Consider the following 12,767-nt stretch of genomic DNA (forward strand, 5'->3'; position numbering starts at 1 on the left):
CACCCATGACCCTCACTCCCAAACCCTACCCCAGCGGACTGGTCTGGCTGCGGCGCGACCTGCGCGCCCACGACCACGCCGCGCTCACCCAAGCGCTGCGCCAGTGCCAGCGCGTTTGGTGCGCCTTTGTGTTCGACACCGACATCTTGCAGCCGCTGCTGGAGCGGGGCTTGCGGGCCGATCGGCGCGTCGAGTTCATCCACGAGTCGCTGATCGACCTCGACGAACAACTGCGCGCACTCGGGCGCAGCAACGGCACCGAAGGCGTGGGGCTGCTGGTGCGCCACGGCCGCGCCAGCGAGGAAATCCCGCGCCTGGCCACGCAACTGGGGGTGCAGGCGGTGTACGCCAACCTCGACCACGAGCCCGCCGCGCTGGCGCGCGATGCCCAGGTGCGCGGCGCGCTGGCTCACGCGGGCGTGCTGCTGCACATGGGCAAGGACCAGGTGGTGCGCGAACACCATGAAGTCTTGAACCAAGGCGGTCGGCCCTTTACTGTGTTCACGCCTTACAAAAAAGCCTGGCTGCAAACGCTCAGCCCCTCGGATTTGCAGCCCCACCCCGTGGAGCGCTATGCCGACGCGCTGGCGCCCTGCCCGCCTGCTTTGAGCGCCGGGGTGCCGACGCTGGAGGCGATTGGTTTTGTGCCCAGCAACCTGCGCGAGCTCAAGATCCGCACCGGCAGCCGTGGCGCGCTGGCGCTGCTGGAAGATTTTTTGGCGCGCATCGAACACTACGGCCAAGCGCGCGACTACCCGGCCCTCAAAGGCCCGAGCTACCTGAGCGTGCACCTGCGCTTTGGCACCCTGAGCATCCGCCAGGTGGCGCGGCTGGCCCACGAGCTGCACCAACAAGGCGTGGCCGGCGCCAGCACCTGGCTGAGTGAACTGATCTGGCGCGAGTTTTACCAGCAGATTCTGGCCCACTTCCCGCACGTGGTCGAGCGCGCCTTCAAGCCCGCCTACGACCGCATCCGCTGGGAGCACGGCAAGGCCGCGCAAGCGCACTTTGCCGCCTGGTGCGCGGGGCAGACCGGCTACCCGCTGGTGGACGCAGCCATGCACCAGCTCAATCAGACCGGCTACATGCACAACCGCTTGCGCATGGTGGCGGCCAGCTTTTTGTGCAAAGACTTGGGGCTGGACTGGCGCTGGGGCGAGCGCTACTTTGCCGAGCACCTGATCGACTTCGACTTGGCCTCCAACAACGGCGGCTGGCAGTGGTGCGCCTCCAGCGGCTGCGACGCCCAACCCTACTTTCGCATTTTCAACCCGGTGCTGCAGAGCGAAAAGTTCGACCCCCAAGGCAAGTTCATCCGGCGCTACCTGCCGCAACTGGCGCGTCTGCCCGAGCCGCGGCTGCACGCACCATGGCGCGCCCCGGCAGCCGAACTTGAAGCGGCTGGCGTGGCGCTGGGACGCAACTACCCCAGCCCACTGGTGGACCATTTCGAGGCGCGCCAGCTCACGCTGGAGCGCTACGCGGTGGTGCGCGCCGAGTCCGAACCCGCGGGCTGAGACCGGTGGGCCCGCACGCAGGCCGCATGCACCAGCGCCAGCAGTTCGGGCTCGGCATAGGGCTTGCCTAGGTAGTGCTTGACCCCTAGCGCGAACGCATGCTGACGGTGCTTGTCGGCTAGGCGCGAGGTGATCATGATGACTGGCAACTCGGCCCAACGCGGTTCTTGGCGCATTTGTTGCAGCAGCTCGAACCCGTCCATGCGCGGCATTTCGATGTCGCACAGCAACAGCGCCGGGATCTCTTGGGCCAGCCGCTGCAGCGCTTGCACCCCGTCGGCCGCCAGCGCCACCCGGTAGCCCTCCCGCTGCAGCAGGCGTTGCGTGACGCGGCGCACCGTGATGGAATCGTCCACCACCAGCACCAGCGGCGCCGCCGCGGCTCCAGTGGGTGCGGCCACTGCAACCGCAGCCTGTGCCGAAGTCGCTTGGCTGCGCTGCTGCTGCACCCAGTGGCGCGCCGCGTCGGCACACAAAGCAGTCAAGGCAACCGGGTTGTAGATCAGGCACACCGCCCCCGAGGTCAGGACGGTGGCCCCGGCCAAGCCTGGCAGACCGGCCAAAGGGGGGCCCAAGGGTTTGAGCACCACCTCTTGCTGACCCAGCACCTCATCGACGTGCCAAGCCACCCGCTGGCCAGCGCTGTAGCACTCCAGCACCGACCACTGCCGCGCCAATTGCGACGGCTCGTCGGTGCTTTCGGCCGACAAGGCCAACAAGGCGCCGGCCCAATGAAAAGGCATCGGCCCGGTGTCGGCCGACCAGCGCGCGCTGGCATAGGCCGCCGTGAGGGCGTCGGCTTGCACCCGGTGCACCTGGTGCACCCAGTCGGCCGGCACACCAAAAACAAACTCACCGACCCGCACCATCAGCACCTGGCTAAAGCTGCTGCTGCGCGCCAGCCAGAGCCGAAACGCGCAACCGCCTTCGGGGGGTGCCAGGCAGTCGATGCGCCCGCCCAATGCCAGCACCTCGTTGCGCACCGCGTCCAGCCCAATGCCGCGCCCAGCCACCTCGGTGACTGCGCTGGCGGTGCTCAGGCCCACGGCAAAAATCAGCTGCTGGGCAGCTTCGAGGCTCCACGGCTGCGCCTGCGCATGCAGACCCAAGGCGATGGCGCGTTGGCGTATGCGCTCGCTGTCGAGCCCGGCGCCGTCGTCGCTGACCGTGATCGAGAGGTCGTTGTCGTGCGCTTGCAGCGCAATCACGATCCGACCCGGCATCGATTTGCCCAACTGGTGGCGCTGCACATCGGTTTCCAAGCCATGCACCACGGCGTTGCGCAACAGGTGTTCGAGCACGGGCGCCAAGCGCTCGAGCAGGCCGCGCTCCACTTCGATCTCGCCCTGCTGGATCTGCAGCTCGACTGTCTTGTCACAGTCTTCGGCCGCCAAGCGCACCGTGCGCTGCAGGCGCTCGGCCAGCGAATCAAAAGCCACCAGCCGGCTGCGCAGCAAATCGCGTTGCAGCTCGCGGGTCTGACGCGTTTGTGCGGCCAAATTGCCCTCGGCCGACTGCATGGCGCGTTGCAACTGGTGTTGCACCGTGGCCACGTCGTTGACGGCCTCCGCCATCAACCGCGTGAGCTCTTGGGGCCGGGTGTAGCGGTCGAGTTCGAGCGGGTCGAAACCCGTTTCGGTGGCAGCGCTGGGCACGCCCGTGGGCGACAAAGGGGTCTCGGTCTGCAGCTCGAGCTCGCGCAACTGGCTGCGCAATCGGGCCACGTTAGAGGCCATGTCTTGGAACGAACGGCGCACGAGCAAGAGGTCTGCCTCGAGCCGGGTGCGGCTGTGGCTGACGTCGGCCGCATGCAAAACGAGGCGATCGAGCCAGTCGGCGCGCACCCGCAGGGTATGGCTTGTCGTGGACGGTTGGGCCGCTTCGGACCAAAACCCGGTGCTCTTGTGGCTGCTTGGGCGCTGCACTGGCTCGGCACTGACTTTGACGCTGCTGCGGCGCAATTGCGTCAAATCAGATGCAATTTTGTCAAATTCTGGCTGCAAGGCGCGCAGGGCCTCGGATTGCGGCACCTCGGGCAGCGCCAGCAACTCGCTTTCGAGCCGGTGCAGCCGCTCGCCCAGTTGCAAGGCCCCTGCCAGCCGGGCACTGCCCTTGAAGGTGTGCAAAAGGCGCAACAACTCGCTGCGCGCTGTGTTGTGCTGCGGACGGGCCGACCACTGGCGCAGCGCCGAATGCAGCTGCGGCAACAGCAACTGGGCCTCGTCCTCGAAAACCGCGAACAAATCGGGGTCGAGCGCGAAAGCGGCCGGGGATTCGATCAGCGTTCGCAGGGCGCTTGCAGACCCGCGTTCGGTCTGACCCAAGGACTGCGACCCGGCAGGCAGCGCCACGCTGGCCAGCCCGGCCAAGATTTCGGCGGAAGGGTCGCGCAAAATACCGGCTGCGAATTGGTGCAAGATGCCTTGCACTTGCTGCACCGCCTCAGTCAGGAGCGCATGCGCCGCGAGCACTGGGTGGGTGGATGAAGCATGGATTTTTCCTGCATCAGGCCGCGCCGCCAAGCGTTCAAGCGCCTGCTCGATCGCACGCGCCAGCTGTGCCAATCCTTCGTGGCCCACCGTGGCCGCCCCCCCTGCCAGCGCATGGGCCAGTTGCGACAGCAGCTCCCATTGGCTTGGTTCGGCCTCGACCGAGCTTGCGCCGGGCCGCAGCGCCGCCAAGCCTTGCATCAGCCGCTGCAACCAGTTGTCGGCCTCGGTCAAAAAAACGTTGAATAGATCGAGATCGATGCGCAGCGTCCCGACCAGCTTGACCGGCTGATCGAGCACCGGCGGCATGGTCAAGGCTTCGCGCAACACCGGCACCTGCTCGGGCTTTGGTGGCAAACGAGGCGGCAAGGTGGTCGTCGCGTCCAGCGGCACGGCAGGCGGCGCTGGTGGGGCCGGTGGAGCGGGTGGGGCAGAAAGCGGCTCGTCGGTGGCCAGCGGCGACTCAAGGCCCAGTGCCAACCGAATCTGCTGCAGCGTGGCGCCGCACTGCAGCAACACATCCGGACTGGCCGGCAGGCGATCGGCCAGCCGCACATTGAGCATCTGCTCCATAGTCCAAGCCAACTGCCCCACCGCGGTTTGCCCGACCATGCGGGCGCTGCCCTTGAGGGTGTGAAAGGCACGGCGCACGGCCAGCAGCTCGGGCGCACTGCTGGGCTGGTTGTGCAACTGGGCCATGCCCTGCTCGATCTGCTCACACAGGGCTTGTGCCTCGGCCACAAAAACCCCAAGCATGTCGTCGTCGCCGTCGTCGCCGCTGTCAGCGGTGGCTGGCGCTTGCACTGCCTGCGCGGGCGGTGGCGCATGGGGCTGCAGCTCGGGGGGCAAAGCCGCACTCGCGGGGGGCGTTTCGGCACCGTTCTGTGGCAGCGCTGTGGCTGCCGAGGCCGTGGGCATCAGCGCCTGCAGGCGTTCAGTGGCCGGGTCGAATGCAAAAGCAGCGGCCGCCTTGCGCCCGGCTTGCTGCGCCAAGGCCTCCAGCATCAGCCCCAAGGCCGAAAAATTGTGCGCCAGCCACTGCGTGGACTCGGGCTCGGGCGGTGGCGACTCGGCTGCGGAATCCAGCGCCCAAAGTCGGCGCCGCATGGCGCCAAGGGTTGCCACCACCGGCTCCAAATCCAGCCATTCGGCCACTTTTTGCAGGGCGTCGATGCGCGACCAGATGCCGTCCGGCATGTCCAACGGGGCGCTTTGCGTGTTCGATAGCCAATCATCCAGTGCCCGCTCGACCTCGATCAAATCGCCCCGCATCTGCAACAGCAGGGCCGCTTGGCTTTGGCGCTCGCTAAAACCCCGGTAACGCTCAACCATCCACAGCGGGGTGTGCGCCAAGGGCAAGCCCAAGGCGCAGTTGTGCAAGCGCTCCATCAGGTCTTGCTGGCGCGTGCGCCATGCGCCGTCGTGGGCATCGAAGTCGTCGAGCTCGGCGCCCAAACACAGCAGGCTGCTGCAAACCTCCAAGGCCAAGCCAGACGGCCAAGTGGCTGGGTCGTGCTTGAGTTGCTCAGCCAACTCGGACCATGTGCGGCTCCAAGAGCGGTCGGCTGGGGCCGGCTCGGATGAAAACGGGGACAAGGCGTCGAGGCAAGTGCCCAAGCGCTGCAAAGCGAGCCCGGCCGCTGCGCTGCTGTCTCCTGCGCTCCAGCGCTCCCACGCCTGCTGGGCCGCATTGAGCGCAGCAAGTGCTTGGTGCAGACTAAGCGCATCCCTCTGCCCCAACGGCTCTTGCTCTGGCAGCGCACCAGCGGCTGGCCGCTGCCAAGCATAAGTCTGCCAAATTGCGCTGAAATACGCCCAGTCTGGCCGCTGCCGATCATGCGGCACGCGAGCGATCAGATACAAGAGTTCATGGGTGGGCCGCACCCATTGCTCGACACGGCCCGATTCCATGGCCTTGTACTGTGACAGGACGCCGGCCACAGCCCGCTTGAGGTAGACGCTGTCGGTCAGGCCCTCACCGCTCAGGGCTTCGAAACAGGCCGCAGCGGCGAGCCAGTATTGCTGCGCCTCGGCTCCAGTGGCTGCGCGCGCCAAGCCCCCGGCCAGCGGCACCAAAGCGGCTGCGGCAAGCGGGTCTCGGTTTTTGACCACCGCCAACACATGGCGCTCGATCCGGGTGCGCAGCGCCGGCTCTGGGTTCAGTGGGGCTGGCGCTTGGTCGGGCACGGGTGCATGGCGCGGCTCGCAGTCCCATAAATCGGCCGGATGGATGCGCACCGCACCGGCCAACTGCTGCCAAGCCAGGTAGGTGGGAAACAGGGCATCGGACGAGACCGGGCGCTGGCGCAACTCCCGCCAGAGGCAGTCTCGCAATACCCGACAGCCGGCGCTTACGGCTGCCGCCGCCTCGGCAGTGGCCAGCGCGGGCTTTAGTGTCAGTTGCCTGACCGCCGACTCGAGGGCACGCAAGGTTCGCGCCGCAGCGCTCAGCTCCACCAATTCAAGCGCACCCACCGCCTGGTGCAACTGTTGGCCCAGCAGGCGCAGCTCGCTGCTGTCGACCTCGGCCAAATCGCCGCCCCGTGCAGCAGCGTTGTCGGACACAAAGCGCTGCAGCGTGGCGTCGGCGGCTTCAAGGCACTGGTGCAGTTCCTCAAAGACCCAGCTCAAAGGGCCGCTGTCGCTCGCGGGAACAGGGGCGAAGGCTGGCGGCGCAGCACCGTTGGGGGCGTTCATGGCGGGTATCACGCCTAGGCAATCGTAAAGCGGGCCACCGACATGCGCAGCTCGTTGGCCAACTGAGTCAACTCGCGCAATTGCTGCACCGTGGCACGGGTGCCTTCACCGGTTTGCTCGGTGACGACAAAAATGCGCTGAATCTGGTTCGCCGTTTGCCCTGCCAGCTCGGCCTCATGGGTCGCCGAGGTGGCGATTTGCACAATCAAGTCGGCCACCTGGAACGACAAGCGGTCGATTTCTGCCAGCGCCGCACCGGCGTTGTCAGAGCGCCGCGTGCCTTCGACCACCTCGCGGGTGGAGCGCTCCATGGCCAGCACGGTGTCTTGGGTGTCGGTCTGAATGGCGCGCACTCGGGCCGTGATCTGGCGCGTCGCTTCGGCGCTGCGCTCGGCCAGCCGTTGCACCTCTTCGGCCACCACCGAAAAGCCGCGCCCGGCCTCGCCCGCTGCGGCGGCTTGGATGGTGGCGTTGAGCGCCAGCACCTGCGTTTGTTCGGCCAGGTCATCGATGAACTCGGTGATTTCGCCAATCTCTTGCGAGGACTCGCCCAGGCGCTTGATGCGTTTGGCCGTCTCTTGCATCTGGTGGCGAATGCGGTTCATGCCCTCGATGGCCTCATGCACCGCACGCGACCCGGTTTCGGCCGCCACGCGGGATTGGCGCGCCGCGCTGGCCGCACCCTGCGCCTGTTGCGACACGTGGCTGATGCGGGCAGCAATGTCGAGCACCGATTGCGAGGTTTGTCGAATCTCGTGCAGCTGCTCGGTCGAAGCGGCCAGCAGCTTGATGGAGGTGTCTTCAGCCCGCTCGGTGGTTTCGCCCACCCGCAGGGTGGTGATTTGCACCTGCTGCACCAAACTGCGCAGCTCTTCGACGGTGTAGTTGACCGAATCGGCAATGGCCCCGGTCACGTCTTCGCTCACCGTGGCTTGCTGCGTCAGATCGCCCTCGGCCACCAGCTGCAGTTCGTTCATCAGTCGCAGAATGGCGGCTTGTGCCGCATCGTTGATGCGCCGCGCTTCCAGCTCTTGGGCGCGCGCCAGCGCCTCGGATTGCACCAAGGCCTGCTGTTGCGCCACGGCAGCCCGTTGCAGCTGAGCCAGCATGACCAGTGCGCACAGCACCGCCGCGAAACCAAAGCCAGCCGCCACCACGCCCCAAGCCCCTATGGGCAAATTGTGCGGCACCGCCCACTCGGGATTGAACCAGCCCTGCATCGCCGCCAGCACCATCAGCATCAGGGACAGCAACAAACTGACCCACCAGTGACTCGCGCCCCACCAAGACAGGTCCTCCGTCGCGATTCCCTCTGCAGGTTCCTCGCCGGGCTTTACATCGTGCACAACGACAGCAGCCGCCGCCTCGGCCGGCGTGCTGTCGACCTTGGCAGGGAATAAACGACGCAACACAGCAAACATGGGCGACCTCAGGTGAGCAGCGGCACAGCAGGCACAGCAGGCACAGAACGGGAAAATCCGGGTAAAAGCAAATCTTGGAACGCCGCTGAAGCGCACAGCGCAGGCAAATCCAGCTCCAGCCACTGCTCGCCTTGGGCATCGCGAGCGAGGCGACTGACCCCGGGCGGGTAGCGGCCTTCGGTGGACCCGAACTCCAAATCATTGTCGTGGCGCAGACCGTACAGCCGATCGACGCACAGCGCCGCATGGACGCCCATGGCGGGGTTGAACCCGACCCAATAGGCGCCTGCCTGCTCAACCGGCGCTGGCGCTGGCGCTTGGGGAGCGCAATCGAGTAGACGCGACCAATCAAAAATCAAGCACATGGTGCCACGCATATCGGCCACGCCAACCACCCAAGGCTGGCCGTGCGGCAAACGTTGCAACGGTGTCGGAACGAAAATTTCACCCGCTTGTGACAGCGGCAACAAAACGCGCACACCCTGAAAACCCAGCGCCAGCCAACCCGCCTGCTGGGGCCGTTGGCTGGCCTCGGCCAGCTTGCGGGCCAGCTCGGTCTCGAAAGACTGCAGCGAGGGGCGCTTGGAAGGATTCATGGGAAAGGTCTGGCTGTGGCTTTAGGCCAGCGACTCGATGCGGGACAACAGCAATTTGGTATCCACCGGCTTGGTGAAATAGTCGAGCGCGCCTTGACGCAAGCCCCATGCCCGGTCCGACTCAAGGTTTTTGCTCGAACAGATGAACACCGGCACCTTGCCGTACTGCGGGTGGCGCGCCAAGTTGCGCGTAAGGGAAAAGCCGTTGGTGCCGGGCATCACCACGTCCATCAAAATCAAGTCCGGCACCTGCTTGCCCAGTTCCAGCATCGCTTCTTCGGCACTTTGCGCGGTGCGCACCCGGTAGCCACTTCGCCACAGGAATTTGCACAGGTGAAGCAATTCGGTGCGCGAATCGTCAATCAGAAGGATGTTTCGAACCATGGCACAAACAAGAAGATCAGGAAGCGGTTGGCAAAAGCGCCGCATGTTGCTGCACGGCCTGCAGCAACTGCTTGCGGTCAAAGGGTTTGCCCAAGTGGTCGTGGGCACCCGCCAAACGACCACGGGCAAGGTCAAAGACACCGTCTTTGGAAGACAGCATCAGCACCGGCACATGGGCAAAGCGGGGGTTGCGCCGAATGATGGCGCAGGTTTGATAACCGTCTAGGCGCGGCATCAGGATGTCGCAAAACACCAGGTCGGGCATGAAATCGTGCAACAAGGCCAGCGCCTGGTAGCCGTCTTCGGCCAACAACACCTCGTGGCCGCCTTCGCGTAAAAACCGTTCGGCGCAGTGGCGCACAGTTTGGCTGTCATCGACCACCAGCACTTTGCAAGATCTTTTGAAGGTTTCCAGCATGACACGTCTTGGTGGTTCGGCCTAGGCACCCAACTGGCTCAAGAGCGGCCGCACAGCCATCACAAAGCCACCATTTCAAAGTCGTCCTTGCGCCCGCCACACTCGGGGCAGGTCCAGTTCATGGGCACATCTTCCCAGCGCGTGCCGGGGGCCAAGCCGTGCTCGGGCGCACCCGCCGCCTCGTCGTAAACCCAGCCGCAGATCAGGCACATCCAAGTTTTGTGAGCGCTCATGATTTAAAAGTGCTTGACATAGAATGCACTCATTGTATCCAGCCCCACCGGCTTTTCTAGGTCTAGGCCGCCAGCGACCCAGACGCCTTGCATGAGCTCCGTTTTGTCCTCATCCTCGCCCTCTACTCCGTCCGCCGAGGCGGCTGCCGAAGCCAGCCTGCCCTGCGTGCTCACCTTCAACGCCAACGATCCCAGTGGCGCGGGCGGCTTGTCGGCTGACATCACCGCCATGTCCAGCGCCTCCTGCCACGTGCTGGCGGTGGCCACCGGCTGTTATGTGCGCGACACCCGCGCCATCCACCAGCACGTGGCGCTGGACGACGAACTGATCGACGACCAGGCGCGCTGCGTGCTCGAAGACATCACGCCGCAAGCGATCAAGGTCGGTTTCGTGGGCAACGCCGACAACCTGGCCACGGTGGCGGGCCTGCTGAGCGATTACGCCCACATTCCGGTGGTTTGCTACCTGCCCGACCTCACTTGGCTCGACGAGGTGGAACGCGAGAACTACCTCGATGCGCTGGCCGAACTGGTGCTGCCGCAAACCAGTGTGCTGGTGGGCAACCACCACACCCTGAGCCGCTGGCTGCTGCCCGACTGGTCTGATGATCGGAGCCCAAATGCGCGCGAGATCGCCGCCGCAGCGGCCATGCACGGCGTGCCCTTTACCTTGGCCACCGGCTTCAACACCCCCGACCAGCACCTCGAAAGCCACTTGGCTTCCCCCGAAACGCTGCTGGCCAGCGCCCGCTTCGAGCGCTTTGAAGCCACCTTCAGCGGCGCGGGCGACACCCTGTCGGCGGTGCTGTGCGCGCTGCTGGCGGGTGAGACCGACCTGCAAGCCGCCTGCGCCGAGGCCCTGAACTACCTCGACCAGTGTCTGGAGGCGGGCTTTCAACCCGGCATGGGCCACGCCGTGCCGAACCGACTGTTTTGGGCTCTAGATGAAGATGCGCCCCCCGACAACGAAGCCGACCCCGACGATTCGACCCCTCCGGCGCAACAGCTCGAAGGCTTTCCCACCCCATCCCGCACCCACTAATCCAGCCCTGCCCCGACCATGACCGACCGCAACCTCGCCCTGCTGCAACGCGCCCGCCAGCTCATCCCTGGCGGCGTCAATTCGCCCGTGCGCGCTTTCAAGGCCGTGGGCGGCACGCCGCGCTTTGTGCAACGCGCCCAAGGCGCCTACTTTTGGGACGCCAACGGCCAGCGCTACATCGACTACATCGGCTCCTGGGGCCCCATGATCTTGGGCCACGGGCACCCGGCGGTGCTGGAAGCGGTGCAGCGCGCCGCCCTCGACGGCTTTAGCTTTGGCGCCCCGACCGAGCGCGAAATCGAGCTGGCCGAAGAAATCGTCAAGCTGCTGCCCAGCATCGAGATGCTGCGGCTGGTGAGCTCGGGCACCGAAGCCGGCATGAGCACCATCCGGCTGGCGCGCGGGGCAACCGGGCGCAGCAAGATCATCAAGTTCGAAGGCTGCTACCACGGCCACGCCGACGCGCTGCTGGTCAAGGCCGGCTCGGGCCTGGCCACCTTTGGCCACCCCACCAGCGCCGGTGTGCCACCCGAGGTGGTGCAGCACACCCTGGTGCTCGAATACAACAACCTGCCCCAGCTCGAAGCCGCCTTTGCCGAACACGGCCCCGCCATCGCTTGCCTGATGATCGAACCCATTGCCGGCAACATGAACTTCGTGCGCGCCAGCGTGCCCTTCATGCGCCGCTGCCGCGAGCTGTGCAGCCAGCACGGCGCGCTGCTGGCCTTCGATGAGGTGATGAGCGGCTTTCGCGTTGCGCTCGGCGGCGCGCAGAGCCTGTATGCGCAGCACATCCCCGGCTTCGAGCCCGACCTCACGGTGCTGGGCAAGGTGATCGGTGGCGGCATGCCGCTGGCCGCTTTCGGCGGCAAACGCGCCGTGATGGAGCAACTGGCCCCGCTGGGCGCGGTCTATCAGGCCGGCACCCTGAGCGGCAACCCCGTGGCCACCGCCTGCGGCTTGGCTACGCTCAAAGAGCTCCAGCGCCCCGGCTTTTTCGAGGCCCTGGGGGCGCGCACGCGCAGCCTGGTGCAGGGCCTGAGCGCAGCCGCCAACGCGGCCGGCGTGCCCTTTTGCACCGACAGCGAAGGCGGCATGTTTGGCTTCTTTTTGCTCGACCAGTTGCCGCAAAACTACGCTGCCGTGCTGCGCACCGACAGCGCGCGCTTCAACCACTTCTTTCACGCCATGCTCGATCGCGGCGTCTATTTCGCCCCGGCGCTGTACGAAGCCGGCTTTGTCAGCGCCGCCCACACCGAGGCCGATGTGCAGGCCACGGTGGAGGCGGCTCGGGCGGTGTGGGCGGGCGCGCACACGCCTTCGTAAAGCCCTTGCAGCCAGAACTGCGCTCGAATTTTTCGGGTGCTATGGCTGCGCAATCAAGCGCTCGATGGCCGCGCGGTAAGCGGCCCCATCTGCGCGTTTGGCCACGGCCAGCACGAGCAAGACCAAGACCTCATCCTCAACCCGATAGATCAGTCGATAGCCCTGCTTGAGGAGTTTGATCTTGTAGCAGTTGCGCAAATCGCGATGCAGCTCGGCACCCGGCACATGGGGCTGCTCCAGGCGCTTGGCCAGCAGTTTTTTGAAGACGGTTTTGACACTGCCGTCCAGCGCATTCCATTCTTCCAGAGCGGCCGGCAGGAATTTGAGCCGGTATCTTCTTTGCTTGGCTACAGCCTCAGAGCTGCTCAAGATCGACCTCGACCGCGCTGTCGATCAGCGTCAGGCGCTGGCGGGCCAGACTCACCAACTCACGCTCGCCCAGCTCTTCGACCAGTGCCTCAAAGAGCTTGGGGGTGATCATGTAGAAAGCCGGGCGGTTGTGGTTGAGCACGGCCACGGGCTTCTCACCAGCCGTGCGCAGCACCTGTGCCGGGTTGCGTTTGAACTCCGACATGCTGATGGAATGGTCGGCGTAGATCGAATCCATGATCCGCTCCTCTAATGAATGGCTACAAATATAGCAC

General features: G+C 65.6%; 10 protein-coding genes and 1 pseudogene. 3 read left to right on the forward strand and 8 right to left on the reverse strand.

The window, feature by feature from the left end:
* The first annotated feature begins 5 nt into the window (after window positions 1–5).
* Window positions 6–1,517, forward strand: coding sequence for a cryptochrome/photolyase family protein (locus SRAH_RS05685; protein ID WP_029462385.1), 1,512 nt, complete (start codon window positions 6–8; stop codon window positions 1,515–1,517).
* Here SRAH_RS05685 and SRAH_RS12030 read toward each other — a convergent pair.
* From SRAH_RS12030 to SRAH_RS05715, 6 genes and pseudogenes are all read right to left on the reverse strand, one after another.
* Window positions 1,478–6,703 carry a hybrid sensor histidine kinase/response regulator gene (locus SRAH_RS12030; protein ID WP_052369101.1) on the reverse strand — a complete coding sequence of 1,742 codons (5,226 nt, stop codon included), beginning with the start codon at window positions 6,701–6,703 and terminating at the stop codon, window positions 1,478–1,480. The genes SRAH_RS05685 and SRAH_RS12030 overlap by 40 nt on opposite strands.
* A 14-nt stretch (window positions 6,704–6,717) precedes the next feature.
* Window positions 6,718–7,746, reverse strand: a pseudogene (locus tag SRAH_RS05695) (methyl-accepting chemotaxis protein); the annotation flags it as partial.
* A 386-nt stretch (window positions 7,747–8,132) separates the two neighbouring features.
* Entirely contained in the window at window positions 8,133–8,720 is a 588-nt protein-coding gene (locus SRAH_RS05700; RefSeq protein WP_052369102.1) for a chemotaxis protein CheW, read from the reverse strand.
* Window positions 8,721–8,741: 21 nt separating this feature from the next.
* Window positions 8,742–9,149 (reverse strand): response regulator, encoded by a 408-nt coding sequence (locus SRAH_RS05705; protein WP_232840993.1) that lies wholly within the window; start codon window positions 9,147–9,149, stop codon window positions 8,742–8,744.
* Window positions 9,121–9,522, reverse strand: a complete 402-nt coding sequence (locus tag SRAH_RS05710; RefSeq protein ID WP_029462390.1) for a response regulator — start codon at window positions 9,520–9,522, stop codon at window positions 9,121–9,123. The genes SRAH_RS05705 and SRAH_RS05710 overlap by 29 nt, the downstream gene beginning before the upstream one ends.
* Window positions 9,523–9,581: 59 nt before the next feature.
* Window positions 9,582–9,755, reverse strand: coding sequence for a rubredoxin (locus SRAH_RS05715; RefSeq protein WP_029462391.1), 174 nt, complete (start codon window positions 9,753–9,755; stop codon window positions 9,582–9,584).
* A 91-nt stretch (window positions 9,756–9,846) separates the two neighbouring features.
* Between SRAH_RS05715 and thiD the strand changes: the two genes are divergently transcribed.
* Window positions 9,847–10,797 (forward strand): bifunctional hydroxymethylpyrimidine kinase/phosphomethylpyrimidine kinase, encoded by a 951-nt coding sequence (thiD, locus tag SRAH_RS05720; RefSeq protein ID WP_045476303.1) that lies wholly within the window; start codon window positions 9,847–9,849, stop codon window positions 10,795–10,797.
* Window positions 10,798–10,815: 18 nt separating this feature from the next.
* Window positions 10,816–12,123 carry a glutamate-1-semialdehyde 2,1-aminomutase gene (gene hemL, locus SRAH_RS05725; protein ID WP_029462393.1) on the forward strand — a complete coding sequence of 436 codons (1,308 nt, stop codon included), beginning with the start codon at window positions 10,816–10,818 and terminating at the stop codon, window positions 12,121–12,123.
* A 39-nt stretch (window positions 12,124–12,162) separates the two neighbouring features.
* On the opposite strand, the gene SRAH_RS05730 is transcribed toward hemL, so the two are convergent.
* The gene (locus tag SRAH_RS05730; protein WP_029462394.1) at window positions 12,163–12,492 is read right to left on the reverse strand and encodes a type II toxin-antitoxin system RelE family toxin; all 330 of its coding nucleotides are present in this window, start codon (window positions 12,490–12,492) and stop codon (window positions 12,163–12,165) included.
* Window positions 12,479–12,730 (reverse strand): type II toxin-antitoxin system prevent-host-death family antitoxin, encoded by a 252-nt coding sequence (locus SRAH_RS05735; RefSeq protein WP_029462395.1) that lies wholly within the window; start codon window positions 12,728–12,730, stop codon window positions 12,479–12,481. Before SRAH_RS05735 ends, SRAH_RS05730 begins: the two co-directional genes overlap by 14 nt.
* Window positions 12,731–12,767 lie beyond the last annotated feature (37 nt).

This window comes from Serpentinimonas barnesii (genome assembly GCF_000696225.1).
Lineage (GTDB): Bacteria > Pseudomonadota > Gammaproteobacteria > Burkholderiales > Burkholderiaceae_C > Serpentinimonas > Serpentinimonas barnesii.

What these genes read in the sequence shown, in the direction of transcription:
- thiD (WP_045476303.1), top strand. Translation starts at nt 9,847, where the DNA reads ATGAGCTCCGTTTTGTCCTCATCCTCGCCCTCTACTCCGTCCGCCGAG.
- hemL (WP_029462393.1), top strand. Translation starts at nt 10,816, where the DNA reads ATGACCGACCGCAACCTCGCCCTGCTGCAACGCGCCCGCCAGCTCATC.
- SRAH_RS05735 (WP_029462395.1), bottom strand. Translation starts at nt 12,730, where the DNA reads ATGGATTCGATCTACGCCGACCATTCCATCAGCATGTCGGAGTTCAAA.
- SRAH_RS05705 (WP_232840993.1), bottom strand. Translation starts at nt 9,149, where the DNA reads ATGCGGCGCTTTTGCCAACCGCTTCCTGATCTTCTTGTTTGTGCCATG.
- SRAH_RS05700 (WP_052369102.1), bottom strand. Translation starts at nt 8,720, where the DNA reads ATGAATCCTTCCAAGCGCCCCTCGCTGCAGTCTTTCGAGACCGAGCTG.
- SRAH_RS05710 (WP_029462390.1), bottom strand. Translation starts at nt 9,522, where the DNA reads ATGCTGGAAACCTTCAAAAGATCTTGCAAAGTGCTGGTGGTCGATGAC.
- SRAH_RS05715 (WP_029462391.1), bottom strand. Translation starts at nt 9,755, where the DNA reads ATGAGCGCTCACAAAACTTGGATGTGCCTGATCTGCGGCTGGGTTTAC.
- SRAH_RS12030 (WP_052369101.1), bottom strand. Translation starts at nt 6,703, where the DNA reads ATGAACGCCCCCAACGGTGCTGCGCCGCCAGCCTTCGCCCCTGTTCCC.
- SRAH_RS05685 (WP_029462385.1), top strand. Translation starts at nt 6, where the DNA reads ATGACCCTCACTCCCAAACCCTACCCCAGCGGACTGGTCTGGCTGCGG.